The sequence below is a fragment of the Bdellovibrio sp. HAGR004 genome (assembly GCF_055397015.1).
On record NZ_AP029176.1, the window covers coordinates 174,899 to 199,903 of the forward strand.

The following is a 25,005-nucleotide window of genomic DNA, read 5'->3' on the forward strand; positions in this document are numbered from 1 at the left end:
ATCTATCCTGACTTTTTCACCGGAGGAATGCCGGGCATTTTCGGTGCCATTGCCGCCGGAATTGGTGGTTTGTTTTGTGTCGGGGCTCCCACAGCCGGGTTGCCAGCATTCGGATCATTGGCAAAGATCTCGCGAGGAATCACGACACCTTTGTCACTCAGCTTTTGGATAAAGCTTGGGATCGTCCCCGTAGCCTGGAACACGCCTTGGATTCTTCTGTTCTTGTCGTATCCGGTTTCCTTAAAGCGGAAGATTTCTGCCAAAGTGACAACGTCACCCTGCATGCCGGCAACTTCGGTGATACTCAGAATCTTACGACTGCCATCAGAAAGACGGGAGATCTGCACAATCAGGTTTACTGCGCCTGCGATCTGCTCGCGAATGGCGCGCATGGGAAGATCCATGCCGGACATCATACAAAGTGTTTCCAGACGGGCGACGCACTCGCGCGGAGAATTGGCGTGAGTCGTAGTCATGGAACCATCGTGACCTGTGTTCATGGCTTGCAACATGTCCAAAGCGGCGCCGTCACGGCACTCACCGACGATGATACGGTCAGGACGCATACGCAGAGCATTCTTGATCAGGTCGCGGATGTGAATGGCATTAGAGCCTTCCATGGAAGCCGGGCGTGTCTCCAGACGCACCACGTGCTCCTGTTGCAGTTGCAACTCGGCCGCGTCCTCGACCGTGATCACACGTTCGTTGGACGGGATGAATGAAGACAGCATATTCAGCAAAGATGTTTTACCTGAACCGGTACCACCCGAGATCACCACATTCAGACCGTTTTCCACGCAGATGCGCAAGAAGTCGATCATGTTCTTGGTGATACTGCCGTAGCCGATATATTTTTCAGCGGTGATACCACCTTTTTTAAATTTACGAATAGTCAGTGCAGGACCGTCGATTGCCAAAGGCTCGATCACGGCGTTCACACGCGAACCGTCTTTCAAACGCGCATCCACATAAGGAGTGGAGTCATTGATCTGACGACCCAGCGGCGTCACGATACGTTCGATAATTCGGCGCAAGTGATCGTTAGAGGTGAAGGTCACAGGACTGAGCTGAACCTTACCGCTTTTCTCGACGAAGACCCTTTTGTTTCCGTTCACCATGATCTCGGTGACATCGGGATCAGCCAGAAGATCTTCCAGTGGCCCTAGGCCCAGAGCTTCTTCCAAAACCTCTTTGATCAGTTTGGAGCGTTCTTCACGCGGAGAATCCGGAGCTTCACGATCCACGATCAGGGTGATTTCACGTTTGGTTTTTTCTCGAACTTCTTTTTCTTTGTTTTCATCCTGCTTGCCATCGACCAGAAGCTTTTTCAGATCCACGGTGCGGATCAGCTCGTTATGGATGCGAATCTTTAAAAGAGTCCGGGAATCCATTCCTTGAGTGGAAACAGACGACCCACCATCCGCAGAGGCTGCGGCTGGTGGTGGAGTGGGTTTCGGACGAGCTGTTGTCTTAAGTCGCTGCAAAACGCCGCCAGTCAATTTTCTGGCAACATCATAGTAGGCCGCTGTGATCGGAGCTTTTGGAGAAGAGATCACAAACGGTGTATATTTCTGCAGGGACATCATGGAAGTGGCTTCATCCTGAGGAATGATCCCCAGGAAAGGCAGCTGCAACTGGTTGGAGATTGTCTGGGGGGAAAGACCCGTCGGAGAAGCTTTGTTGATCACCAACTGGAACATGTCTTTCGGGAAAGTGGCTGACAAAAGCTCGTTCACCAAACGCTGTGTTTGTGTGACGACTAAAACTTCCGGTGTGGTAACGATCATAATGGCTGTGGCTTCCTGAAGAACAGCCATTTGTGCCGGTCCCAAATCCGTGCCGACATCGACCACGACATACTTAAAGGCACGGCCGAAGAAATCCAGCAGTTTTCCCAACAAGTCAGGAGAGATATTCAAACTTTCTTCCGGTCCACGAACCGCGCCCAGGTAAGCCAAGCCAGATTGGTGCATGGTCACAAGAGTGTTCATCGGCTGAGAATTTAAAGAGCCTTGGAAGTTAGCCAGTTCTTTCAGGGTCTTTTGTGGTTTCAGACCCATGATAACGTTTTGATCGCCGACGCTCTTGGCATCAGCATCAATCAAAAGAACCTGACTGCGGAGTTCGTTCATGATGGTGCAGGCGAAATTGGCTGCGAATACGGATTTACCGACGCCGCCTTTGCCGCCCACCACTGCGATGAGATTACAATTAGGATTGATAGCCAAAACAGACCTCCAGCTTTCCTATCGGCTGAAACGGGAGGTCCGTTTACGAGACCTTAATCGCGTAAACGGAACTTCTTCTTAATTTGCTCGGCACCAGCACTCGCAGAAGTTTTCACTATCGGTGTGACAAAGACCACGAACTGGCTTTGTTGTTTCACGAAATCTTTGGATGCATACAAACTGATGATCGGATTCTTTTGCCCCGCTGGACGATTGTACCCGGTCGAGGTCGAGTTACGAATCAATCCCCCCACGGCAGCACTTTGGCGGTCACGCACCGTCACCGAGGACGTCATTTCGTTGGCGCTGGTGATGGGAGCACCGCTGGGTGTGTTCCCCAAAAGGCTGGACACTTTGAAGGCCATCTCCATCGCAACACTTCCGGATTTTTCGCCCAGCAGTCGTGGTGTGATCGAAGTCACAATACCAACTTCGGCAAAGGCCGTTCCTTGAGTGCCGTCTTTGCCAATCACTGGATACGGCTGATTGGTGACTTGTTTGATTTCACCTTTTTTGCCGTCTTCCACAATCAGACTGGTGCTTTCCAGGACGCGGGCATGACCGTGTTGTTTGGCCCAGTTCAGTTTAGGCAAAAGATTGGAAACCGTTCCAGTGATGGAGCTGATCACACCACCTGGAGAATCTCCGCCGGTCTGGAATGTCATCGTGGAGTTATCCCCCAATTCCGGAGTGAACTGGAACTTGAAGGCCTTGGAATAGTCTTTGTTCAGCTCCACGTAGTGAACCACCAGCTGGATCATCTTGGCAGGGGCTGCCGCAGGGGCCGCTTTGATCTGGATCAGATTGATCACACCATCGTTGGCGGGCTTACGTTTTTTGATCACACCTTTTTCTTCTGCAGCTTCGATCACGATGTCAGGCAGATAGGTTTTGGCGATGATTTCGGCGCGTTTGGATTCTTCATCCGAATTGGCCCAGCCCTGCAGAATGATTTTTTCATTCACTGCGCGGACCTCAATTTCAGGATTGTTGATGTCGCGGGCAATGAATTCCGCAATTTTCTTTTGTGCCAGAGGGCTCAGGGTCACCAAAGAAGAGGCCTGATCCCCGAACTGCTGGACGACGTTATAGATACGCGCCAGATCTTTTGGCAAAAGAATCTGACCATCGACCACCACGCGGTTGTTGACGATTTTGATATTGATACCTTCGATATCACCCAGCAGGGCGCGCATTTCGCGGACCACTTTGTCGAGCTTGCTTTTTTTGACGTCGATGCGGAACTCGGCCACGATCTTGCCATTGCGTTTGTCGTGAATGGTCAAAGTGGCAAAGCCTTCACTTTTTGGTGTGAAGCGCATGATATTGAGGTCTTTGGCGTAAGAGGCGGTCACAATTCGGCGGAAGTCACCCTTGAATTCGATACTGTCAGGAAGCGGGGGAAGCTTCTCATCCTGCTCGATACCCAGGGTCAGATTGATGAACTTACGAGAACGATAGATTCCCTCTTCACCCGAAGTGGATGAAGTGGGCGCGGCTTCCAGTTCTTCCTGGGCCCAGGCGATGGTTCCACTGAGCAGGAATAAACTTAGCAGTCCTCCTGCAATCAGATTTTTACGTCTCATAAATCCCCCTTACTTCCCCTAAATCAGACCCATTACAAAGTTTGAAATCCGTTGGCGCGTGGTCTTTGTGCTGGTGGAGGCGCAACTCGCTGTTGTTGAACTGGTGGCATGGGTCGTGGTGGCATCACAATGGCAGGCGCGGCTGGCGCATCCATGGATACAACCGGTTTGCCCAGTACGCTGTCCGAAGTGGAGCTTGGCATACGAGGCGGAATTGTTCTGTCGCTTGGATTTCTCAAAGCCATGAACAGATTCCCTGGTGCAGTCGAAAGAATATAGAACAGATCCTGGGCTTCCTTGGGTGTTGCTTCGACCGTGATGGTGGTGTACTTGGTGTCCCCAGTCAGTGCGATCTGAGTCAGGTTCTTCCCGGTGGAATCCAGCTCAAACATGCGTGGAATGTTATTCACAACACTGACACCTGTTGCCAGAACAACGACGTCATTCATCATTGTGAATACTTCACGGCGCTGATTGACCCCTTTACCGGAATCAACGGCCGCATAGATGTCAATTCGATCACCTGGGCGAATCAGCTTAGCCACACCACGGACTTCATCCACCGGAATAGTCACGGCACGTTTGCTTGGCGCAACTTGCAGAGAAATCCCTGTGTCCGGTCCCGGGGTCAGAAGGTTGTTCTTGACGATCATCTGACCTTTACGAATAGGCACTGCGGCCACGTTTCCGATAATTTCATCAGGCACGGTGATAGCATCGGGCTGAATGAAGTCGGCCGGAAGCTCTTTGGTTTCGACCATGGTGTCATAGACGGTTTGCATTTCGGCGATATCTTCCTTCGCCACAACCACACGTTTGGTGGAACCAAAGCGCTTGTCGTATTCGGCTTTCTTCTCTTGAGAGTAACTATAGAGAAGGAAGGTGGCGAAAACCCCTGCTGCGATCGAAAGCCATAAATTTCTAGTTTCGTTTGATCCCATAAAGTCCCACTTCTCTTATGTGCCCGTGCATCCGGCGTTAAGGCAGATTCCGTAAGTTGTTTTCACCCAAATAGGGTTCACTGCGACACCCTCGTTTCTTCCTCCCGGAAGATTGCGAACCTTTTCGTGCTCAGCCTTGGTGTTGCCAGTGACTTCGGCCGCTCGTTTTTGGAACGTGAAGAAGTCAATCAGACGGGCGCTGGCAATCCAGTCCTGTCCTTTGGCGTTTTCCGACAAGGTCCCGTGAACACGCATGCCTATTTTGTTATAGGTGTACTTCAGTGTGTTTGGGTCCGAACTGATCGCGCTGAGATAATTCAGATTCGATCGGTTGCGGAAAGTTTCAAAAGCATAGTTTCGGGATGCGATGGAATTCAAAATTCCCGTATGAATGGCCCCGAAGAACCCCAGCGAGAAGTTCACCAGCAGCACGATAACAATGATAATAGGGATGAGCTCCAGAACAGCCATCCCTTCTTCATTCTTTAAAGAGGATTTACGCTTTTGCTTCTTCAGCATCCGTTATCCTCCATCGGGATGTAATCACCCGTATTGCCGCCAAGTTCCTTATATCTTGGATCCAGATCAAGAAGAGCGGAATAGCGCTTTTTAATCTGACCTTCCCAGCATTCCTGCCGGGTGGGTTCGCGGATCAGGAACCCGGTGATTTTGGCGGAAAAGCCCGAATCGTCCTCGCTGGTGGATCCCAGGAAAGCGATCTTCAGACTTAGCAGTTTTGGTTTGAAATCAAAGCGGACTCCCACTTGCGGCACGCGGCCTTCTTCGCCCTTGTATTCATCGGCAAAGTTATCCCCGGCGCCACCGCCGCGAATTTCAAGTTGTGGAGAGAGTTGGAACCAACCACCGTCAGCCTTATTGAAAAGAGGCTTCAGGACGGGATTGTTGATCAGGGCCAGGTATTTTTCTTTGCCCATTTGTTCCTGTTTGGTTTGATCGACGTGAGCCGCAGCATGGGCTCGTGAGGCGGAAAAGGCGATATACTGCGCCACTTCAGCCATGGATAGAGTGAAGTTCAGTGCGAAAAAGACAATGCAAAGCCCCACCGAAATCACGATGGCGAAAATGAATTCAGCGGAAATCATCCCGCGTTCATTTCGTAAGGTTTTTGCAAAGCGCTTGGTTTCGCCCATTCTTTCCTCTTTGAATCTTTACTCTGGCTCGACAGTCAAAGAACGATTCAATTGGTTGGGATGTTTGCTTTTAGCCTTGTCTGGCGTATCCCATACGCCAGCTTCGATCATGCCGGAAACCTTCTGCCATGGGCCGGAGATCATCTTTGCAAGATACTTATTCTCTCGCAGTTGACCAGTGGCCCACACCAGCGCTCCCACCATGAAAGTCATCAGCAGGACGGATTCGATAAGAAATTGGCCCTTGTTGTTACCAAGAGTCTTTTTCATCATTCACCCACCCAACCAATGTGATTGCCACCCTGAGGCTTAAATCCCGCTCCTGTCATGAGCTGTTGTTCCACGCGTGCTCCCAACCGAGGCCCTGATTCTTTAAAGGCCTTTGCCGGAACAGTCATGAACCCCTTCAGGATAAAGAAGAAGGTGGCAAATATTAAAAGCACGTATTCAATAGTCATTGGGTCCCCCTTTTTCCCAGCTAAAAAGCAGAGAGTTCAGGCGAACTTATTCCCCTTGGAAGCCGGAAATCTTTTCGGAGAGTTCTCCAAGCTTGCCGTCCATTGTGGTCTTAATTTTGTCTTTAAAGAGCACAACAAGGGCTACAACAACCACCAACAAAAGGATGTATTCCGTCGCACCTTGGCCGGCCTCATTTTTCAATAGCTTCTTAGAAAAGTTCTTAAACTTTTTCATGGATATTCCTCCTTAGTCAGAATATCGGATAATTTTGGGATTCTCTTTAGAGGACAGATTACAGAAGCTTATTTTGTCTTTGCCTCAGAATGAGATTCTGCTCTCTGAAAGACTTAAGCCCCACTCCTGTCGAAAACTTAGACGGAATCGGAAGCTTGAAATTGAACGACACTTGGTCGAAGGTCCGGGTTTTCTTTGTGCGTGGGGCTTTCGCGAGGCTTGGCCGCCGCACGACCTAGGTCAGAAATCTGAACCTTTGTTGGGGTCCTGTATTGACGAAGGTCCTAAGACTGAATAGATTGGGCCTTAGGAGACTTCTCAGCATGCCTAAGCACCTTGTTTTTCTCTATGCTTTTTGTGTAGTTATTCTTTTCGTCGTCAACGTCGTAGTGTCCTAGTCAGGACCTGGTTGTCGAGAGGGTCAAAGGACCCTGCATGAGGATTCCCATGCAGGTCGAATCTTAGTTCTTCAGAGCGTAAATATCAGGGTAATTTCTGCCAAGTTCTTCTGAATCCATGCCGTAACCAACGACATAGCGGTCTTCAATTGTTTTACCGATATAGTCAGCTTTGATTGGCAGTTCACGGCGAGCAGGCTTATCCAGCAGGGTCACGATTTTCAAGGATGCCGGAGCGGAAGCAAACAGACGGCTTCGCAGGAAGCTCAGTGTGCGACCGGTGTCGATGATTTCTTCAACCACGATCACATGTTTGCCAGCGATATTTACAGAGATGTCTTTAACGATTTTAATCGCGCCACCACGTTCAACTGCCTGAACATGCACGAAATCCACCTGCTGAGGCAGATCCACTTTACGCATCAGATCCGCAGTGAAGTGAATCGAGCCGCGCAGTGGGCAGATAAACACAACATCCTTTCCTTCGTAATCAGCTTCGATTTGGGAAGCCAGGTTGGAAACAAGTTCAGAGATTTCTTCGCTTGTCAGGAAAGGGACCATTTGATCTTTAAGTTGTGCCATGTTGTGCCTCTACAAATCGATGGAAGTGATGCCAGCAGCTTGAGCCATTTTCAAATAGCGCAAAGCCTCGGGGTGTTGTGGATCCCGAATGAGGATATTCTCCCACTGTTCGGTCGCTTCAGCAATATTGTTTGAATTGTAGTAGATCGCCCCAAGCTTTAGGCGAGCTGGAATAAGGTGTGGGTATTCACGGATCAGGGCCTTGAGATCCTTCACCGCGCGATCCGCCTGGCCCAACTGAACGTGAACTTCGGCAATACGCATGGTGATTTCAGCTTTTCTGCTGGAAAGCTTCTGCGCTTTCAAAAGCTGTTCAAGAGCTTCGTTGTAGCGTTTGTACTGATAGTAAAGATCCGCCAATTCTTCGTGTTTGGAGGCGATTTTTTCGTCCACAAACGGATCCTGCTTGCCGGATTTCTTTTCCAGCTGGGATTGAGCATCCAGGAAAACCTGTTTGCCCTCATCGTATTTGCCCAGATCGTTCAAAATAATGGACAGACCCACGCTGGCATCGGTGTAAGTTGGGTCAATTTCCAGAGCGCGACGGAACGTTTTGATCGCCTTGCTGAACTGGCCTTTGTCGTAAAAGATCGTTGCCAGCATCTGATAAACTTCCGGGTTGCGGGTGTTTTGCAGAAGCATTTGATTCAGAATCGGCTCGGCCATCTTGTAGTTGCCGTTGATAAAATATCCACGGGCTTCAGATAGCATGTCGTCATGAAGAGCGTTCATTACTCAAGCTCCTTTTCAGCGGCTTTCAGTTCGCGAGTTCCAGGGAAGTCACGAGCCAGAATCTCTTCATACTTTTTGGCTTTCGCCGTATCGCCGATTCTGTGGGCGGCAATGCTGGCACGAGAAAGGGCTTTGGCATCAAAACCCAGTCCGCGGAAGTTGTTGTAAAGACCTTCATAGCGGCCCAGGGCACTGTCGAAGATTTTGCGTTTGAAGTAGAAGTCCGCGATGTACTCTTCTTTTTCAGCCAGCATTTTGATTGCAGCCGTGCGCTTTTCTTTGGCTTCCGTGACGTACTCAGAGTTTGGATATTTCTTAATCAAATCAGACAGATTAAGGATCGTGTCATTGGCCAAAGATAAATCACGATCAATCGTGGAAGGCAGCTGATTGAAGTAGCTCATGCCGATGCGGAACTGCACATAATCAGCATTGGGAACTGTCGGGTGGAGCTCTTTAAACATCTGATAGGACACTTGCGCTTCAGCGTAGGATTCTTGTTTGTAGTAAACATCCGCGATCGCCAGTTCTGCTTTTGTCGCGAAGTTGCTGTATGGGAACTTGTTTTTTACTTCGGTGTAGCGACGGATGGCCTCTTCAAAACGCTCAGACTTGTCGTACTCTTCCGCAATGGCGAAAGCCCCCTCCGGCGTATTGGAGTTCTTTTCAGTGGAGGCACAGGAAACAAGAGTTCCCACAGCCGCGAGAATGACTATGACTCGGAGCGTTTTCAACATAGAGGTAAATCATATTTTGACCAAGGTCCAGCTGTCAACGCGTCAAAAGCAGTGAGGATTTTTTAATCCAGCCGGTAAGTGATCCCGGATAAGTGACTTGCACCCAGTCCCCCTGGGTGGTGTGCGCAATAACTTCCATGCCGCCGAATAAATCCAGGATAGCGACCTGATTTTCACCTGGGGCGGTTTGTAATGCGACTTTCTCTTCGATGATGGTGCCACGAAGAATGGAAGAGTCATAAATTTTCAAAGCCAGAAGCCCTGTAAATATCACAAAACCCAAGGTCAGAAGGGCCGCGATTGTCGGGAATCCGGGCAGAGCTTTTTCCTCTAGCAGGGCGCGGCGACGGCGGCCGGCATAGGACAATAGAAGCCAGCCCGCAGCAAAGAAAAGCAGAGTGGAAAGAACAAGATAGGCCGTTAACGGGACGGGTTGCAGCAGATTCACACGCAACGTCTCATAGGTTTCGATTTGGCGAGGCACTTCGCGAATCTGCATTTGTGACAGAACAAACTTTAGTCCAGCCACAGCCGTGGGAAGTTCTGGTTCCGTGTGCAAGGCTTTGCGCAAAAGGCCGACGGACAAAGGCTTGTGATCCAGGTGGAACTCCGTCAAAGCCAGATTCGTCAGAATTGTCGCATTGTGTGGGTCTTTTTCCAGAGCTTTTGTGAAACTTTCCTGTGCCTTTGTGTAGTCTTTGGCTACGTAAAACTGAGTCCCCTGTTGAAAAAGGTCTGCAGAGCTTTCAGATTGCGCCGCGCCCAGAGAGGGCAAAATCAGAAAAAGAAAGAACACAGAGAGCATTTTTAAGTTCGACATAGCTTTCAAAGTTTACAGATAAAAGTCTCTTCATGTCTAGGGCGTGGCTTGTCTTAGTCCTGACCCGGGAGTAAACTAGACGGGCATTTCAAAAAAACAATGGGTCCGGTCATCTTGGACCCGCGAAAGGTATTATGAGTTCTCTTGTAGGTCATCAGATACAGCAATCCGATAAAATCAAATCCATGATTCAGGATCTTGTTGGCGAAGTTGGAAAGCTGAACGCCCAGATCACTGGCATTCGCGCTCCTCTGGATGAATTTAAGGATTCTGGAAAACAAAAAGTCGATCTGGCTGGTCAGTTCCGCGGACGTCCCTTGCATTATCCATACATGGGGACTGGTGCCGGTCGTGGCCCTTATGTTGAGCTTGAAGATGGCAGCATCAAATTGGATTTGATCAATGGTATCGGCATTCACTTGATGGGACATTCTCACCCACGCGTGATCGCTGCTGCTGTTCGTGGTTCTTTGGCTGACATTCTGACTCAAGGAAACTTGCAGCCTAACAATGAATACCGCTTGTTCACAGAAAAGATCGTAAAGCTGGCCAGCAAGAAAAGTCGCTTGAAGTACGCTTGGATCGCCACTTGCGGGACGATGGCCAACGAAAACGCTCTGAAGCTTTCCCGTCAAAAAAATTCTCCAGCGCGTTTTGTGATGGGCTTTAAGGATGCGTTTGCAGGTCGTTCCACAATGATGGCTGAAGTGACTGACAACCCGGCCTACAAGCAGGGTTTGCCTGAATATCACGAAGTTCTGCGCGTGCCGTTCTATGACAAACGTGATCCAAAATCCGGCGAAAAAGCATTAAACGTGATGAAAGAACACGTGGCAAAACATGAAGGCAATATCTCTGTCTTCGGTTTTGAACCAATGTTGGGTGAGGGCGGTTATCAGGCGGCTCCTCGTGAATTCTTCATCCCACTTCTGGATTTCTGTAAGTCCAAAAATATCGCGATCTGGGCTGATGAAGTTCAGACCTTCACACGCACGGGTGAATACTTTGCATTTGAAACTTTGGATATCGGTCAGTACATCGACATCTGCACGATCGCAAAGACCGCGCAAGTGGGTGCGACTCTTTACACTGAAGACTACAATCCAAAACCAGGTTTGATCGCCGGGACGTTCTCGGGCTCCACTCCGTCTTTAAGCGCGGGTATGGAAATGCTGGATATGCTGGGCGAAGGCTTCCTGGGGCCTCAGGGTCGCATCAACCAAATTCACAGACGTTTTATCGATGGCATCAATCGCCTGAATGAAACATCCTGCAAAGGCATCGCTCAGGATGCCGGCGGTATGGGTCTGATGATTGCCTTCACTCCGCATGACGGAAAAAAAGAAAGTGTGAATGCGTTTTTGAACAAACTTTTCCACAACGGGGTGATTGCCTTCCCATGTGGTAAAGACCCGGTTCGCGCGCGCTTCCTGGTTCCAGCTATCATTGAAGATGCTGACATCGACATCGCACTTAAAGCGATCGAAAAAACTTTGCTTGAAGGAGTCTAGTTGGACTTCATTGAAGCCTGCCGCCAGCTGATTGCAATTGATAGCACACCCACTCACGGCAATCGTGAATTATCCAAGTGGGTGGCGGCTTTCTGCCGTCAGCGCGGATTGCACGTGGAGGAACAGGAAGAAGTCGTGGGGGAGCTGGAGCAGGCCAATGTGATTGCCCGGCCTTCGGCGGAAAGACCCAGCGGCGAATTTTTGTTGCAGACACATCTGGATACGGTGGACCCGGGGCCGTTTGCTTTGTGGACGGAAACTGGAGCCAATCCTTTTGATGCTCATATCATAGATGGAAAAATCTATGGCTTGGGTGCAGCGGATGTGAAGCTGGACTTCCTGTGCAAACTGGAGGCGCTGGCTTCTTTTGGAAAGAATCGCGCGTGGCGCCTGCCGCCTGTCCTGGTGGGAACTTTCGGGGAAGAATCCGGGATGCAGGGGGCGCTGAAGCTGATTCGCAAAAACAAGATCTCTGCAAAAATGGCTCTGATTGGGGAGCCCAGTGATCTGCGCGTGATCAATGCCGCCAAGGGTTTTGCAAGTGTGGAAATCCATGTGCCTTTCTCGGACGAGGAGATGCGCTATCGTGAGGAGCACAACCTGCGCGAGAGCACCTCGACGCAATCAAAGATGTTCCGCGGCAAGGCGGCGCATTCTTCGATGCCACATTTGGGTGAAAGTGCGATTGCCAAAATGTTTGAATATCTGATGATGTTGCCGGATTCGGTCAATGTCATGGAAATGGACGGCGGCATTAATTTTAACACCGTTCCCAGTCACGCGTTCTTGGAGATTGACATGGTGACGCCGATTTCAGAGCCAATTTCCCGAAAGATTGCCAATATCTATCGGGCGGTAAAAGCTCTGGAACAGGAGTTCCTGAAATACAGGGATGAGGATTTTTATCCCAGTACACCGACGTTGAACATCGGGTTGATTCGCACCAATGAAACAGACATCCAGATTTCCGGTTCGTGCCGTATTCCTCCGGTGATCACGCACGAAATCTACGAGGGCTGGATGAATCGTCTGCGTGAAGTGTGCGAAGCCAACGGGGCGACGTTCCGAGTGAATGATTACAAAAAACCCTTCCGCACCGAAGTGACTTCCATTTTGGCGAAGGGGTGCCTGGATGAGCTGCGGGATATGGGTTTGGATGACAAACCCATCACTCAAGCTTCAACCAACGAAGCCAGCATCTTTACCCGCGTGGGTATTGAATGCATTTGCTTCGGTCCGGGGCGACGGGAGGGCAATGTGCACACTCCGCAAGAGCATGTGGCGATTGAGGATCTGCACAAGGCCATTGAATTTTATAAACGAGTCATCGAAAGGTTTTGTCTATGAGTTTTATAGTGCGACCGGTGCGACACGATGATTTGAGTCAACTGGTGGATCTGGCAAAGCAGTTTAATCTTTTGAACCTGCCGGGTGATAAAAAAGTGATTGGCGAAAAGATTGATCGCAGTGAGCAGTCTTTCGCCGGCAAGTTGACCAAAACACAGTCCGAGTATCTGTTTGTTCTTGAAGACGTGGAAGAAAAACTGGTAGTGGGAAGTTCTTTGGTGCTGGCAAAGCACGGAAACGAAGAAGTTCCTCACAGCTATTTTAAGATCTTTAAACGCGATCACTTCTCTCAGGATTTGGGAGTGGGCTTTATTCATCAAGTTTTGCGCTTTCAGCTGGATTTTGACGGTCCAACAGAAATCGGAGGACTTCTTGTTGATAAAACCTATCGCCGTCGTCCCGAAAAGCTGGGTAAACAAATCAGTCTGGCGCGTTTCCTGTACATGGGACTTTATCCGGAACGGTTCGAGGATCGAGTTCTGTGTGAACTGACGCCGCCGCTGACGGATGAAGGGCGCAGTGAATTCTGGGAGGCTCTGGGCCGCCGATTCACCGGTCTTCCTTATCAAGAAGCGGATCTTCTAAGCCAGTCGCACAAAGAGTTTATTGAAAGTCTGTTCCCGCAGGATGACATCTATTTGTGCCTTCTGGATGCTAAGGCCCGTTTGGTTCTGGGGCGTGTCGGTGAAGCCACAAAACCGGCCCAGCATCTTTTGGAAAGCATTGGTTTTAGTTATCTGGACGAAGTGGACCCTTTCGACGGCGGTCCTCATTATGGCGCAAATGTGTCCCAGATTCTGCCTATCACACAAGGCCGACGTCTGACGGTCACAGAATTTAAAGATGCCGCTTACAAAGAGCAGGGCTTGGTTGCCACAACCAGTGAAGAGTTCCGTGCTTCTTTGGCTTCCGCAGATGTTCGCGGTCATGAAGTGGCTCTGGCTCCGAAAGTGCGCCAACTCCTGGGCGTGGAGCTGGGTGAAGAAGTTTATATGTCTCCGTTTAATTACAATAGAGGAAAATAGAAAATGAGCACCACCATCTTTCCAATCAATTACAAAGGTGACTTTATCAATGGACGTTTTGTTCCGGTAACCAAAGGGGACGGCGAGTTCAAAGACATCAGTCCTGCCGATCTGAACGACACGGTCATGACGGTGCCGTTTAAGCACGATCACATTGATGAGGCCTGTGTTGCCGCGAAGAAGGCCTACATGCCTTGGTCCATGCTGACGATGGATGAGCGTCGTGGCTATCTGCTTCGTCTGAAAGAAATGTATGACACTCACGCCGAACAAATGGCGCAGATCATTTCCCGTGATACAGGGAAACCGACCTGGGAGGCCTTGACTGAAGCCAAAGCCCTGGGTGCCAAGATCGACATTACCTTGAATCATTCTTTGAAGCTTGTTGCTGAAGAACGTATTGCCAATGCTCTTCCGCAGGTGGAAGGGGTGATCCGCTATCGTTCTCGTGGAGTCATGGCGGTCATAGGTCCTTTCAACTTCCCGGCGCATCTGCCCAACGGGCATATCATTCCGGCTTTGATCGCGGGGAACACGGTTGTGTTTAAACCTTCTGAGCAGACGCCCGCCGTGGGTCAGTTCATGGCCGAAATGTTTGAAAAAGCTCAGTTCCCGCCGGGTGTATTCAACCTTGTACAGGGTGATGGCGCAGCCGGCGGCCGTTTGGTGGCAAGTGAACATGTGGACGGTGTTCTGTTCACGGGTTCTTACGAAGTGGGACTGAAGATTAAGCAAGAGACCTTGAATCACTACTGGAAAATCCTGGCGCTGGAAATGGGCGGTAAGAATGCCACGGTCGTTTGGGATGATGCAGACATGGACAAGGCGATTTACGAAAGCCTTGTGGGCTCTTATATGACCGCCGGTCAGCGCTGTTCCTGTACCAGTCGTATAATCTTGCATCCGAAGATTGCCGATGAGTTCACGGAGAGATTCTATCAGGCGGCCAAAAAACTAACGATCGGTCACTGGACGGAAAACACGTTCATGGGTCCATTGATCAATGCGGCTGCGGTGGAAAAATACATCCGCTTCCAGGAAATCGCCAATCGCGAGAACTGTGAAAGCCTGATGCGCGGTAAGGCGCTGGATCTGAAGCACAAGGGTTACTATGTGACTCCATCCATTCACTTGGTGAACAAATTTGATCCAAACAGTGTTTATCAAAAAAGTGAAATCTTTGGCCCGAATGTGGCGATCTATCAAAGTGACAACTTTGATGAGACCATGAACATTGTGAATTCCTCGGGTTACGGACTGGTGATGGCGCTCTTCTCTAAAAACAAAGAGCTTTACGATCAGGCTTTGCATAAAGCACGCGTCGGCCTTCTGAACTGGAATCGCACAACCAATGGCTCAAGCTCTCGCTTGCCGTTTGGTGGAATGGGTAAATCCGGCAATGACCGTCCGTCAGCGCATTTTGCAATTCAGTATTGCACGGTGCCTGTGGCAAGTCTTGAGGATGCAACTCCATTTGATCCGACAAAAATCTTGCCGGGCATGAACTTGGATATGAAGTAATGAAAAAGACGATTTTGGTTTTGGTTCTGGCGGTGGTGATTCTGCTGGCCTCATTGGGCGGTGGTGTGGCTTTCCTGGCGTATGAGTTCTCGCATTCCCGTCCCAGCGACACCGCGATGGATGTGGTATACGAAGTCACACCCGGTAAAGGATTTGCCACCATTGCCAAAGAGCTTGAAGAAAAAGGTCTTGTGAAGAACGCAACCTTTTTCAATCTGTATGCCCGCTTTAAAGGGGAACGCTCCAAAATCAAAGTCGGTGAATATTTGCTTCGCACGAACATGATCCCTTCCGAGGTGCTGGAAACCATCACCTCTGGAAAAAGCATCGCCCGCAGCTTTACAGTCAGCGAGGGGTTGAGCACCTACGAAATCGCGGACCTTTATGAAAAGCAGGGCTTCGGCACGGCAGCGGATTTCATGCGTTTGACTCGCGATCCGCAATTGATTCAGTCTTTGCTGGGTGAAAAGGTGGACAGCCTGGAAGGTTATCTGTTCCCGGAAACCTATATGTTGACGAAGTACACAGACACCAAGGCTTTGATCAGCAATATGGTAAAAAGATTCTTGTATGTGTACAACGAGGTTCTTCCTCAGGCGGAAGTGAAGTTCCTGACCCGCCATCAGGTTGTGACTTTGGCCAGTATCATTGAAAAAGAGACCGGTGCGCCGGAAGAACGCCCTTTGATTTCTTCGGTCTTTCACAACCGTATGGCTAAAAAAATGCGCCTGCAAACAGACCCGACTGTTATATACGGTAAGGCAGAAAAGCTGGGTAAGATTGTCATCAATATTACGCGAGAAGATCTGCTGACCCCAACTCGTTACAACACCTATGTGATTCCGGGTTTGCCACCAGGGCCGATTGCCAATCCGGGCCGTGAGGCACTGCTGGCGGCGGTGAAACCGCAGGAAAGTCAGTATCTGTTCTTTGTCAGTCAGAACGATGGAACACACGTGTTCTCTGAAGATTACAAAGGCCACCAAAGAGCGGTTCAGAAGTTCCAGTTGGATCGTAAAGCGCGTGAAGGAAAATCCTGGCGCGACCTGCAGAAACGCCCGCCAACTCCCGGCAAAAACTAAGGTTCAAAGTTCGCTGGAGCAGATACTCGATCGAAGGAGCTGGTGTCTGAATTAAAGCGGAAGATGTTCAAACGAGGCACCATCTGTTCATCATAGGTTGGTGCCACGATCTCTAAAGTTCCATCCTTATCGACATCCACCAAAGCCAGATTGGTCGCATTTCCCTGAACCAGCACGAAGCCGTCCCGGGTTTCATAAAGTGGAAGCTTGCTTAATAAGGTCAGCCCGCCCTGTTCTTCGGATTGATAGACTTCCAGGGAAAGAGCACTGCCACTTTGAATTTTTAGAATAACTACTTTAGGTCCATTTTTACCCAAGGTCCCGTCGACTTTGGCCACAATCTTGCGATTGGTGCTGATGAAAGCGTCCTTCACTTTACTGCGCAAAGAGGGAACGACAGCCACCACAGTCAGGGCCATGGCAATCAGGGCAAGGCCCGCCATAAGCAGGATTTCTTTTTTCTTAAATGCAGAATCAGAGGCCATCGAAGTCATAAAAAAAGTCTGCCATAAAAGTCGTTGAATGAAAAACCCTAACCGCATTAGGATATTCCCTGGCCTAAGGGCCAAGGAGTGAATGTGGCAAAGCTCGTAGTTTCCAAGTTTGGTGGCACTTCAATGGGAGATGCCGACTGTATGCTTCGCAGTGCCGAGGTCAGCTATCGCCAAGGATCAAGTCTGGTGGTGGTATCGGCAACTTCCGGAACAACCAATGATCTGATCGCCCTGGGAAAAACCGCTGAAACACAGAGCTGGCCGGATGCTGAAAAAATTCTTACCAAGATTCAGGAGCGGCATCTTAAAATTGCCGGGGATCTGCGTTTGCCGGCAGACTCGGTGAAGCTGCTGGAGACTTTGTTTGAAGAAATGAGTTCTTTGGCCAAAGGGATTCATTTGTTGAAGGACTGCTCGGTCAAAGCTCTGGATACGTTGGTGAGTTTGGGGGAGCGCATGTCCTCTTTGCTCTTTACCCAGGCCATGTCGCAGGTCTTGAAAAAACATAATTCTGAAAAGACCGCAGAGCTTTTGGATGTGCGCAAAGTTCTTCGCACCGATGATTCTTTCGGCAAGGCAAAACCTTTGACCGCGGAAGTGGCGGCCTTGGCACAAAAGCACCTATCTTTCCTGCGTGAAGGTCAGCGGGTGGTCTGCACTCAGGGCTATATCGGCATGACAGAAGAGGGCAATACCACAACGTTGGGGCGCGGAGGCAGTGACTATTCGGCTGCAATTCTGGCTGAAGGTGTGTCAGCGGACGTTCTGGAAATCTGGACAGATGTGGCGGGGATTGCGACCACGGACCCGCGCTTGTGTCCCAAAGCCCAACCTATCAGAGAGATTTCCTTTAAAGAGGCTTCGGAGCTTGCGACTTTTGGCGCAAAAATTCTGCATCCGGCGACGTTGCTTCCGGCCATTCGTAAAAATATTCCGGTCTTTGTTGGCTCCAGCTTCGATGCAGAAGCGCGTGGCACCTGGGTGCGCAAGGATGTCGAGGATCATCCGCTGATTCGTGCGATGGCACTGAGAAAAAAGCAGGTGCTCGTGACACTGTCCACTCCGGAAATGCTTTACGCCCATGGATTCCTGTTTCAGATCTTTAAAATCTTCAATGACCACAAAGTCAGTATTGATGCGATCACGACGTCGGAAATTTCCGTCAGTGTGACGCTGGACGATTCCACGTTGCTGAATAAAAAACTGATCGCGGATCTTTCCCAGATTGCCGATGTTCAAGTGGAAGAAAATCTGGCCCTGATTTCTTTGATCGGAAACAATATCAACCACACCGCCGGCTTGGGAGAAAAGATCTTCAAGGCCATTTCAGATATCAACGTGCGCATGATCTGCCTTGGCGCCAGCAAGCACAACTTCTGCTTCCTGGTTTCTGATGAGCAGGGTCCCGAGGCGATTCGTCGCCTGCATTCTTGCTTTATCGAAGCAGGCAGCGAAGAAATGGCCTAGAAGGTACCTGGTACCTTTTGCATAAACACTGCGGCATGAGAGGACTTTCGAATGGAAAAGAATGAATTTTACAAGTTGTTGGAATCACGAACCTCGATTCGTAAGTACAAGCCCGATGCGGTTCCCAAAGAGGTGATCGAAAGAATTTTGGCTGCGGGAATGCAAGCCCCCTCCGGCAAGAATCGTCAGAACTGGCGTTTCTTTGTTGTGACCGGCAAAAAACGCGATGAGTACCTGCAGTACTCGCAGAAATCCTGGCTGGGGATTAAGGATATTTTACAGCAGCGATTGAAGCCGTCGCTTTATCAATTTACAGAAAGATTTTTTTACACTTTGGGGGATGCGCCGGTGATTATTTTTGCGTATTCCCACAATGATTCTGAAGAGCGCTATCATACCAGCATTGGCTCTGTGTATATGGCTGTGGAAAACATGAATTTGGCCTGTCTGGTGGAAGGTTTGGGCTCTTGCACGATGGGAGCCCCACTGGAAATCAAAGAGGATGTGGATAAATTCCTGGGTGTGGATCAGTTGCCGGAATACCAAAGGGGGGAGCTGGAACTTCTTTGCGCTATGGTTTGTGGTTACCCGGACCACCAGCCGCCCAAAGCGCCTCGCCAAACTGACGGAAGGGTGACCTGGTTGTGAGTTCGAACCATTTCTAGTGATATCAGATACTTATGGTTTCATATCAGGAGCCTTCTCACATTCCCTGGGAGGGGGCTTTGTAAAAGGGTAAGGAAAACATATAAGTTAGCGATTTCTTTTAATTATTCTCTATCTATTGCCGGGCGGATTTGATATACCGCTCGGACTTATGAATCCAGTTGAAGCCTTAAAGACAAATCCCTTTGTTCTGGCCCCTATGGCCGGGATCACGGATCACGCTTTCCGCACCTTTATCAAAAAACTAGATGCCAGTGTTGTTGTCACTGAGTTGGTCAGTGCCAGCGGCATCGAGTACAAATCCGAACGCACGATGAAGTTGATGAGCTTTGATGAATCCCAGCGTCCGATTGGGATTCAGTTGTTCGGTGAAGAGCCTGAAATCGTAGCTCGAGCGGCCCAAGTGGCCGAAGCCGATGGTTGTGACTTTGTGGATTTGAACTTTGGCTGTCCGGTTCCCAAAGTCGTCAAGAAGGGCGCGGGTTCTGCAATCTTGAAAGACCCGGCCGCGGTTCAAAAGATGGTGTCGACCGTAAAGGCGGCCATCAAAATTCCACTGACGATCAAGATTCGCACGGGTTGGGATGCCAATTCCCGCAATGCCACCGAGATCTGCAACATCGCTTACAACGAAGGCGTTTCCTGGGTGGCGATCCATGGACGTACCCGGGCCCAGGCCTATACTGGACTTGCGGATTGGGACTTTATCGCAGAAGTTAAGGCCAATACCAAGATTCCCATTCTTGGAAACGGAGACATCCTCACTCCTCGCCAGGCCAACCTAAGGCTGCAACAGTCCGGCTGTGACGGTGTCATGATTGGGCGAGGCTGCCTTAAAAATCCGTTTATCTTTATGGACGCCCTGTCCTTGTGGCGAGGTGAGGCGGTTAAAGACGTGAAGAGAGATTATGTGAGTCTTTTCCAAGGTCTTCAGAAAGAGATTGTGGCGCATTGTGATGAGCACATTACCGGGATCCAGCTTAGAAAGTTTGCAGCTTGGTTCTCAACAGGTTATTCTGGAGCCGCTCAGTTTCGAAAGAATCTTTTCCAATCCAAAAGCAATGACGAAATCATGGCACTAGCGAATGAGTTTTTCGCTGGGATCGGTAATGTAGAGCAAGAAGACACCAGCGAAGAAGAATTCCTGATGGGTGGTCACGGCTAACTTAACGTAAAGTTGACGAAGCCGTATTTGATTTTAGTTTAAGTTTATATGTTTTGTTTTTAAGAGTTTCAATAACGAAGGGTAAATATGATTCAAGATCCAAAGAAAATTAGAAATATCGCTATCATCGCACACGTCGACCACGGAAAGACAACCCTGGTAGATCAGTTGATCAAAAAAGCCGGTACTTTCCGTGACAACGAGCAAGTTGAAGACCGTTTGATGGACTCCATGGATCTTGAAAGAGAGCGTGGTATCACGATCGCGGCGAAGAACGCGTCTTTCATGTACAAAGATATCAAGGTTAATATCGTTGATACTCCGGGGCACAGTGACTTCGGTGGTGAAGTTGAGCGTATCTTGAACATGGTTGATGGTTGTATCCTTCTTTGTGATGCTTCTGAAGGCCCGTTGCCACAAACCCGCTTCGTATTGAAAAAGGCTCTTGAGGGTGGCAAAAAGGTTATCGTTTGTATCAACAAGATCGACCGTGCCGATGCTCGTATCCAGGAAGTTCACAACGAATTGTTCGACCTGTTCATTGATCTTGATGCAACTGAAGAACAGTGTGATTTCCACACCATCTACGCTATTGCCCGTGAAGGTATGGCGACCCTGGATCCAAATGTAAATACAGGTTCTTTGGAAGTTCTTTACGATGCTATCGTAAATCTGGTTCCACCTCCGAAAATCGAAGAAAATCATCCATTGCAAGTGATGGTATCCAATATCTCTTACAGTGACTACGTAGGTCGTTTGGCGATCGGTCGTGTTCGCGCAGGATCTATCAAAGTGGGTGACGAGGTTCTTTGCGTTCAGGCCAATGGTCAGAAGAAAGTAAAAGTCTCTGCCTTGTTCCAGTACAAAGTGAACTCTCAGGTTCCGGCCCAGGAAATTGGTGCAGGTGACATGGCTGTTATTGCTGGTATGGAAGACTTCACCATTGGTGATACCATCACTTCCGCAACTGATCCGCGTCCTTTGGAGCGTATCCGTGTTGAAGAGCCAACTGTGGGCATGGTGTTCTCTGTAAATAACGGTCCTTTCGCTGGTATGGACGGTAAGAACGTGACTTCCCGTAAGATCCTGGAGCGTTTGGAAAGAGAACTTTTGTACAACGTTGCGATCCGTGTTGAAAAAACAGATTCCACAGATGCTTTCAAAGTCATCGGCCGTGGTGAATTGCAATTGGGTGTATTGATCGAGCAAATGCGCCGTGAAAACTTCGAACTTCTGGTTTCCAAGCCGACTGTTGTCTTCAAAGAAGAAAACGGTAAAAAATTGGAGCCGATGGAGATTGCGGTTATCGACATCGAAGATGCTTACGTGGGCGCTGTGACTGAGAAGTTGGGCCGTCGTAAAGGTGTGATGACCAACATGGTTCAGAAAGGTTCCGGACGTACTCGTCTTGAGTTCCGTATCCCTTCTCGCGGTTTGATTGGTTACCGTTCAGACTTCCTGACTGACACTCGTGGTACTGGTTTGTTGAACACTCAGTTCGACGGATGGGATGACTACCGTGGTGAGATTGAACACCGCTTGAATGGTGCGATGATCTCTGACCGTAAAGGTATGGCAACTGCGTACGCAATCTGGAACTTGCAAGAGCGCGGCATCATGATGGTTGAACACGGTGATGAAGTGTACGAAGGCATGATTGTTGGCGAACACGCCAAGGAAAATGATCTAGAAGTAAACATCACACGCGAAAAGAAATTGTCAAACGTACGTGCTTCGGGTTCTGATGAAGCTATACGCCTGGTTCCGGTGAAAAAATTCACTTTGGAAAAAGCGATGGAATGGATCAAGGACTCTGAGTTGATCGAAGTTACGCCGAAGCATATCCGTCTTCGTTTGCGTGAACTTGATCCACACAAACGTGCAAGAGCAGCGAAGGAATAATGAGTACGAACGTCGCCATTGAAATTAAAGATCTGACGAAAAAATACGACGACAAGGTCGCCGTGGATGGAATCAATCTTGAAATTTACAAGGGCGAATGTTTTGGACTTCTGGGTCCTAACGGGGCTGGCAAATCAACTACGATGAAGATGATGTATTGCTCAGCCCTGGTTACAAGCGGGGAACTTTATGTTCTCGGCCTGAACGTTAAGAAAAATTACCGCGAGATCAAATCTCGCATAGGGGTCGTCCCGCAAGAGGACGGCCTTGATCCTGACTTCACAGTTCTTGAAAATCTTCGTGTCTACGCCAGCTTCCACAATATACCCTCTGCCGAGGCGGATCTGCGCGCGCAGGCGTTGCTGCGTCTGATGAAACTGGAAGAATATCAGGACCGCTCTGTGGAAACATTGAGCGGAGGTATGAAGCGCCGTCTGGCCATTGCCCGCGGTCTTATTAATTCCCCGGAAGTGGTTTTCCTGGATGAGCCAACCACAGGTTTGGATCCGCAGGCGCGAATCTGGATCTGGGACTTCTTCAAACATTTAAAGTCTGAAAAAAGCACGTTGGTTTTGACCACTCACTATATGGAAGAAGCCGAACAGATGTGTGATCGCGTGGCGATCATTGATGACGGCCGTATTTTGACTGTGGGAAAACCTCGCGAACTGATTCGTGAGTTGATTGGCAAAGAGGTTGTTGAGTTCGACACCAATCCGGTGGATTTGAACTATTATCTGGGCCGTTTGCGGGCCGAGGGCTTCTCTTATCAAGTTATTAAAGACACTGTTTCGGTTCTGGTAAAAGAGAATCAAGAGGGCCGCCGTGTGGTGGACCTTATAGCCAGTGACAAGATCTATATTCGTAAACCGACCCTGAACGATGTGTTCCTGAAGTTAGCGGGTCATCAGTTGAGGGATGAGTAATGAAGTTTAAAGATTACTTCTCTATCCCGAAGATGAACGACGGGGCTTTGAAAGTCTGGTCCCGCAATTTCCTTTATTTTAAAAAAACGTGGCTGGTGTCCCTGTTCTGGATTGTGCTGGAGCCGGTGATCTATCTGGGCGCAATTGGTTTCGGGCTTGGGGCTTTCGTAAATAATATGGGGGGAATGTCCTATATTGAGTTCTTCTTCCCGGCCTTACTGTCTTCGACGGCGATGATGGTGGCGTTCTTTGAGGGAACTTACGGAAACTACACAAAGCTGACCCATCAGAAAACTTATGCGACGATCATGCTGACTCGTGTGGGGCCGGAGGAAATCGTTGGTGGCGAGCTCTTATGGGCTGCCAGCAAAGGTTTCTTTGGAGTGATCGGTGTCACGATTGTGGCGATGTTCTTTGGACTGGTAGAGTCCTATCGCATTCTACTGGCGTTGCCGGTATTGTTCCTGCTGAGCGCACTGTTTTCCTGTATCGGGATGATTTTCACATCCTTTGCGCGAAACTATGATTCGTTCATATATTCCACGTCCGGTTTGATCGTGCCGATGAGTCTTTTGAGCGGGACTTACTTCCCATTGGAACAATTGCCGATGGGTCTTCGCTATGTCGCTTATCTGTTCCCGCTGACTCATGCCGTGGCGGCAGTGCGCGGGATCTTGCATCAAGGCCCGGTACTTTGGATCGGTGTGCATATTCTGGTGCTGTTGCTTGCAACCTGGATCTGCATGAACATTTCGTTCTTTAGAATTCGCAAAAAACTTTTGAAATAGTCTTAATCAATCGGGGTGACTTTGATTCCATGATTCTTTAGAAGCTCGGCAAAGACACCGTCGCCGTCCTTCTGATTTCCGCTAAAGGTGCCATCATAGATCTTTCCGCATCCACACATGGGGGATTTTGATTTAAGCAAAGCTTCAGTGGCACCTGTAAGTTTGGCGATGCGCAAGGCTTCCTGTGCGCCTCGCTGATATTCCGCGGTCACATCTGCGCCCTGGTTGGTTAAAACCCTGTCCCCGATACGTTCTGCCGGAGGACGGGGTGTCGGAAGTCCGCCAAGCTGTTCGGGGCAGACCGGAATGGCTTCGCCGTTTTGGACCATTTCTTCAATAGACGAACGTGTTTGTGCTTTGCAGTCATAGCGACAATGAACGCCGGAAAGGCAGGCAGAAACAATCTTCATTCGCTCTCCTCACCCAGGTCCATTTGTTCCTGGGACTCCATGTTCTCCAACTCCTGCAGGGTGGGAACTTCTTCGCCTTCAGCAAAGATTTCTTCTGGTGGCGGTTCCGGTTGGAAGAAATACGCCACTTGCGCGATGGCAACATTGTATTCCTCTTCAGAAATACGGTGATAGCGGTACAGATCCTCGACGATGCGGCTGAGTCTTTTGCGCGCAAAGGGTGTCAGCTCCTTGCGGTAATAAGACATGGAATATTTCACCGGATTTGGCAGCACCATAGCCAGGAAGGCTGACTCCACAACAGTCAGCTCCGCCGGGGATTTTTTGAAATAGTACTTCGCTGCGGCTTTGACTCCGTAGATGTCCTTCCCGAACTCGACAACGTTCAGGTATCTTTCCAGAATCTCTTTTTTAGTCAGTGTGTGTTCGATACGATCGGTGATGATGGCTTCAAGACCTTTGCGGATAAAGGTACGATCCTTGGTTAGGAACATGTTCTTGGCAAGCTGCTGAGTGATGGTCGAGCCACCGCGTTTGAAGACCCCGGTTTCCCAGCCTTCTTTGGCGTTCTTTTCTATCGCATCCCAGTCAAAGCCCTTGTGATTATAAAAGTTTGAATCCTCAGTCAGGATGATGGTCTTTTGCAGAATAGGGGCAATGTGTTTCAGCGGTACGTAATTTTTTGAGCCCGGGCACAGTTCCACTTGGTACATGCGTGTGACCAGGCAACCCTTGATTTCACTTTGGCTTGGCAGCCAGGTCCACAGGGCTGCAAAGGCCAAAGCCATCAGGCAAAAAACTCCTAGAAAGAAAAAGAAAACCTGTTTCATGCG

26 protein-coding genes are annotated in these 25,005 nt (G+C 49.4%); 11 read left to right on the forward strand and 15 right to left on the reverse strand.

Going from position 1 to position 25,005, the window contains the following annotated elements:
• Window positions 1-2 precede the first annotated feature (2 nt).
• The 12 genes from ACZ5ZV_RS00975 to ACZ5ZV_RS01030 form a co-directional block, all read right to left on the reverse strand.
• A complete protein-coding gene (locus ACZ5ZV_RS00975) occupies window positions 3-2,228 on the reverse strand; it encodes an ATPase, T2SS/T4P/T4SS family (protein WP_464119393.1) in 2,226 nt (741 codons plus the stop codon).
• Window positions 2,229-2,281: 53 nt separating this feature from the next.
• Window positions 2,282-3,814 (reverse strand): BON domain-containing protein, encoded by a 1,533-nt coding sequence (locus ACZ5ZV_RS00980; RefSeq protein ID WP_464119395.1) that lies wholly within the window; start codon window positions 3,812-3,814, stop codon window positions 2,282-2,284.
• Between the two features lie 32 nt (window positions 3,815-3,846).
• The gene (gene cpaB / locus ACZ5ZV_RS00985) at window positions 3,847-4,755 is read right to left on the reverse strand and encodes a Flp pilus assembly protein CpaB (RefSeq protein WP_464119397.1); all 909 of its coding nucleotides are present in this window, start codon (window positions 4,753-4,755) and stop codon (window positions 3,847-3,849) included.
• A 15-nt stretch (window positions 4,756-4,770) separates the two neighbouring features.
• Window positions 4,771-5,274 carry a hypothetical protein gene (locus tag ACZ5ZV_RS00990; protein ID WP_464119399.1) on the reverse strand — a complete coding sequence of 168 codons (504 nt, stop codon included), beginning with the start codon at window positions 5,272-5,274 and terminating at the stop codon, window positions 4,771-4,773.
• Entirely contained in the window at window positions 5,268-5,906 is a 639-nt protein-coding gene (locus tag ACZ5ZV_RS00995) for a hypothetical protein (RefSeq protein WP_464119401.1), read from the reverse strand. The genes ACZ5ZV_RS00990 and ACZ5ZV_RS00995 overlap by 7 nt, the downstream gene beginning before the upstream one ends.
• A gap of 18 nt (window positions 5,907-5,924) precedes the next feature.
• Window positions 5,925-6,179, reverse strand: coding sequence for a hypothetical protein (locus ACZ5ZV_RS01000; protein ID WP_464119403.1), 255 nt, complete (start codon window positions 6,177-6,179; stop codon window positions 5,925-5,927).
• Window positions 6,176-6,364: a hypothetical protein gene (locus ACZ5ZV_RS01005; RefSeq protein WP_262554936.1), complete on the reverse strand. Its 189-nt coding sequence runs from the start codon at window positions 6,362-6,364 to the stop codon at window positions 6,176-6,178. Before ACZ5ZV_RS01005 ends, ACZ5ZV_RS01000 begins: the two co-directional genes overlap by 4 nt.
• A gap of 46 nt (window positions 6,365-6,410) precedes the next feature.
• Complete coding sequence (locus ACZ5ZV_RS01010; protein ID WP_464119406.1) at window positions 6,411-6,599, reverse strand: Flp1 family type IVb pilin; 189 nt, start codon at window positions 6,597-6,599, stop codon at window positions 6,411-6,413.
• A gap of 461 nt (window positions 6,600-7,060) precedes the next feature.
• On the reverse strand, window positions 7,061-7,579 hold the full coding sequence (gene hpt, locus ACZ5ZV_RS01015; protein ID WP_464119408.1) for a hypoxanthine phosphoribosyltransferase: 519 nt from the start codon (window positions 7,577-7,579) through the stop codon (window positions 7,061-7,063).
• A gap of 9 nt (window positions 7,580-7,588) precedes the next feature.
• Window positions 7,589-8,311, reverse strand: a complete 723-nt coding sequence (locus tag ACZ5ZV_RS01020) for a tetratricopeptide repeat protein (RefSeq protein WP_262554921.1) — start codon at window positions 8,309-8,311, stop codon at window positions 7,589-7,591.
• Window positions 8,311-9,048 (reverse strand): outer membrane protein assembly factor BamD, encoded by a 738-nt coding sequence (locus ACZ5ZV_RS01025; RefSeq protein WP_464119410.1) that lies wholly within the window; start codon window positions 9,046-9,048, stop codon window positions 8,311-8,313. Before ACZ5ZV_RS01025 ends, ACZ5ZV_RS01020 begins: the two co-directional genes overlap by 1 nt.
• A gap of 34 nt (window positions 9,049-9,082) precedes the next feature.
• The gene (locus ACZ5ZV_RS01030; protein ID WP_464119412.1) at window positions 9,083-9,868 is read right to left on the reverse strand and encodes a hypothetical protein; all 786 of its coding nucleotides are present in this window, start codon (window positions 9,866-9,868) and stop codon (window positions 9,083-9,085) included.
• 134 nt (window positions 9,869-10,002) lie between these two features.
• On the opposite strand from ACZ5ZV_RS01030, the gene ACZ5ZV_RS01035 reads away from it, so the two are divergent.
• From ACZ5ZV_RS01035 to mltG, 5 genes are read left to right on the forward strand one after another with little or no spacing between them, the layout of a single operon-like run.
• Entirely contained in the window at window positions 10,003-11,379 is a 1,377-nt protein-coding gene (locus ACZ5ZV_RS01035; protein WP_464119414.1) for an aminotransferase class III-fold pyridoxal phosphate-dependent enzyme, read from the forward strand.
• Window positions 11,380-12,726 (forward strand): M20 family metallopeptidase, encoded by a 1,347-nt coding sequence (locus ACZ5ZV_RS01040; RefSeq protein WP_464119416.1) that lies wholly within the window; start codon window positions 11,380-11,382, stop codon window positions 12,724-12,726.
• Window positions 12,723-13,751: an arginine N-succinyltransferase gene (locus ACZ5ZV_RS01045; RefSeq protein WP_464119418.1), complete on the forward strand. Its 1,029-nt coding sequence runs from the start codon at window positions 12,723-12,725 to the stop codon at window positions 13,749-13,751. Before ACZ5ZV_RS01040 ends, ACZ5ZV_RS01045 begins: the two co-directional genes overlap by 4 nt.
• 3 nt (window positions 13,752-13,754) lie before the next feature.
• Entirely contained in the window at window positions 13,755-15,272 is a 1,518-nt protein-coding gene (locus ACZ5ZV_RS01050) for a succinylglutamate-semialdehyde dehydrogenase (protein ID WP_464119420.1), read from the forward strand.
• Complete coding sequence (gene mltG, locus ACZ5ZV_RS01055; RefSeq protein WP_464119422.1) at window positions 15,272-16,354, forward strand: endolytic transglycosylase MltG; 1,083 nt, start codon at window positions 15,272-15,274, stop codon at window positions 16,352-16,354. Before ACZ5ZV_RS01050 ends, mltG begins: the two co-directional genes overlap by 1 nt.
• Here mltG and ACZ5ZV_RS01060 read toward each other — a convergent pair.
• Entirely contained in the window at window positions 16,351-16,896 is a 546-nt protein-coding gene (locus ACZ5ZV_RS01060) for a hypothetical protein (protein WP_464119424.1), read from the reverse strand. The two genes, mltG and ACZ5ZV_RS01060, sit on opposite strands and share 4 nt — an antisense overlap.
• A 36-nt stretch (window positions 16,897-16,932) precedes the next feature.
• On the opposite strand from ACZ5ZV_RS01060, the gene lysC reads away from it, so the two are divergent.
• The 6 genes from lysC (at window position 16,933) to ACZ5ZV_RS01090 (ending at window position 23,762) form a co-directional block, all read left to right on the forward strand.
• Window positions 16,933-18,315, forward strand: coding sequence for a lysine-sensitive aspartokinase 3 (lysC, locus tag ACZ5ZV_RS01065; protein WP_464119426.1), 1,383 nt, complete (start codon window positions 16,933-16,935; stop codon window positions 18,313-18,315).
• A 51-nt stretch (window positions 18,316-18,366) separates the two neighbouring features.
• Window positions 18,367-18,963: a nitroreductase family protein gene (locus ACZ5ZV_RS01070; protein ID WP_464119428.1), complete on the forward strand. Its 597-nt coding sequence runs from the start codon at window positions 18,367-18,369 to the stop codon at window positions 18,961-18,963.
• 169 nt (window positions 18,964-19,132) lie between these two features.
• Window positions 19,133-20,146, forward strand: a complete 1,014-nt coding sequence (gene dusB, locus ACZ5ZV_RS01075; RefSeq protein ID WP_464119430.1) for a tRNA dihydrouridine synthase DusB — start codon at window positions 19,133-19,135, stop codon at window positions 20,144-20,146.
• 87 nt (window positions 20,147-20,233) lie between these two features.
• Window positions 20,234-22,048 (forward strand): translational GTPase TypA, encoded by a 1,815-nt coding sequence (typA, locus tag ACZ5ZV_RS01080; protein WP_464119432.1) that lies wholly within the window; start codon window positions 20,234-20,236, stop codon window positions 22,046-22,048.
• Window positions 22,048-22,974 carry an ABC transporter ATP-binding protein gene (locus ACZ5ZV_RS01085; protein WP_262554895.1) on the forward strand — a complete coding sequence of 309 codons (927 nt, stop codon included), beginning with the start codon at window positions 22,048-22,050 and terminating at the stop codon, window positions 22,972-22,974. The genes typA and ACZ5ZV_RS01085 overlap by 1 nt, the downstream gene beginning before the upstream one ends.
• Window positions 22,974-23,762, forward strand: coding sequence for an ABC transporter permease (locus ACZ5ZV_RS01090; RefSeq protein WP_464119434.1), 789 nt, complete (start codon window positions 22,974-22,976; stop codon window positions 23,760-23,762). Before ACZ5ZV_RS01085 ends, ACZ5ZV_RS01090 begins: the two co-directional genes overlap by 1 nt.
• A 2-nt stretch (window positions 23,763-23,764) precedes the next feature.
• Here the strand turns inward: ACZ5ZV_RS01090 and ACZ5ZV_RS01095 are convergent, their stop codons facing one another.
• Both ACZ5ZV_RS01095 and mtgA read right to left on the reverse strand, forming a co-directional pair.
• Window positions 23,765-24,172 (reverse strand): 2-thiouracil desulfurase family protein, encoded by a 408-nt coding sequence (locus ACZ5ZV_RS01095; protein WP_464119436.1) that lies wholly within the window; start codon window positions 24,170-24,172, stop codon window positions 23,765-23,767.
• Window positions 24,169-25,002: a monofunctional biosynthetic peptidoglycan transglycosylase gene (gene mtgA / locus ACZ5ZV_RS01100; protein ID WP_464119438.1), complete on the reverse strand. Its 834-nt coding sequence runs from the start codon at window positions 25,000-25,002 to the stop codon at window positions 24,169-24,171. The genes ACZ5ZV_RS01095 and mtgA overlap by 4 nt, the downstream gene beginning before the upstream one ends.
• Window positions 25,003-25,005: the final 3 nt, after the last annotated feature.

Coding starts and splice junctions, on each gene's coding strand:
- ACZ5ZV_RS01070 (WP_464119428.1), top strand. CDS start 18,367: ATGGAAAAGAATGAATTTTACAAGTTGTTGGAATCACGAACCTCGATT.
- ACZ5ZV_RS01035 (WP_464119414.1), top strand. CDS start 10,003: ATGAGTTCTCTTGTAGGTCATCAGATACAGCAATCCGATAAAATCAAA.
- ACZ5ZV_RS01010 (WP_464119406.1), bottom strand. CDS start 6,599: ATGAAAAAGTTTAAGAACTTTTCTAAGAAGCTATTGAAAAATGAGGCC.
- ACZ5ZV_RS01025 (WP_464119410.1), bottom strand. CDS start 9,048: ATGTTGAAAACGCTCCGAGTCATAGTCATTCTCGCGGCTGTGGGAACT.
- typA (WP_464119432.1), top strand. CDS start 20,234: ATGATTCAAGATCCAAAGAAAATTAGAAATATCGCTATCATCGCACAC.
- ACZ5ZV_RS01030 (WP_464119412.1), bottom strand. CDS start 9,868: ATGTCGAACTTAAAAATGCTCTCTGTGTTCTTTCTTTTTCTGATTTTG.
- ACZ5ZV_RS00995 (WP_464119401.1), bottom strand. CDS start 5,906: ATGGGCGAAACCAAGCGCTTTGCAAAAACCTTACGAAATGAACGCGGG.
- cpaB (WP_464119397.1), bottom strand. CDS start 4,755: ATGGGATCAAACGAAACTAGAAATTTATGGCTTTCGATCGCAGCAGGG.
- ACZ5ZV_RS01085 (WP_262554895.1), top strand. CDS start 22,048: ATGAGTACGAACGTCGCCATTGAAATTAAAGATCTGACGAAAAAATAC.
- ACZ5ZV_RS00980 (WP_464119395.1), bottom strand. CDS start 3,814: ATGAGACGTAAAAATCTGATTGCAGGAGGACTGCTAAGTTTATTCCTG.
- ACZ5ZV_RS01095 (WP_464119436.1), bottom strand. CDS start 24,172: ATGAAGATTGTTTCTGCCTGCCTTTCCGGCGTTCATTGTCGCTATGAC.
- ACZ5ZV_RS01005 (WP_262554936.1), bottom strand. CDS start 6,364: ATGACTATTGAATACGTGCTTTTAATATTTGCCACCTTCTTCTTTATC.
- ACZ5ZV_RS01000 (WP_464119403.1), bottom strand. CDS start 6,179: ATGATGAAAAAGACTCTTGGTAACAACAAGGGCCAATTTCTTATCGAA.
- mltG (WP_464119422.1), top strand. CDS start 15,272: ATGAAAAAGACGATTTTGGTTTTGGTTCTGGCGGTGGTGATTCTGCTG.
- hpt (WP_464119408.1), bottom strand. CDS start 7,579: ATGGCACAACTTAAAGATCAAATGGTCCCTTTCCTGACAAGCGAAGAA.
- ACZ5ZV_RS01020 (WP_262554921.1), bottom strand. CDS start 8,311: ATGAACGCTCTTCATGACGACATGCTATCTGAAGCCCGTGGATATTTT.
- ACZ5ZV_RS01090 (WP_464119434.1), top strand. CDS start 22,974: ATGAAGTTTAAAGATTACTTCTCTATCCCGAAGATGAACGACGGGGCT.
- ACZ5ZV_RS00990 (WP_464119399.1), bottom strand. CDS start 5,274: ATGCTGAAGAAGCAAAAGCGTAAATCCTCTTTAAAGAATGAAGAAGGG.
- ACZ5ZV_RS01060 (WP_464119424.1), bottom strand. CDS start 16,896: ATGCGGTTAGGGTTTTTCATTCAACGACTTTTATGGCAGACTTTTTTT.
- ACZ5ZV_RS01050 (WP_464119420.1), top strand. CDS start 13,755: ATGAGCACCACCATCTTTCCAATCAATTACAAAGGTGACTTTATCAAT.
- ACZ5ZV_RS01045 (WP_464119418.1), top strand. CDS start 12,723: ATGAGTTTTATAGTGCGACCGGTGCGACACGATGATTTGAGTCAACTG.
- mtgA (WP_464119438.1), bottom strand. CDS start 25,002: ATGAAACAGGTTTTCTTTTTCTTTCTAGGAGTTTTTTGCCTGATGGCT.
- dusB (WP_464119430.1), top strand. CDS start 19,133: ATGAATCCAGTTGAAGCCTTAAAGACAAATCCCTTTGTTCTGGCCCCT.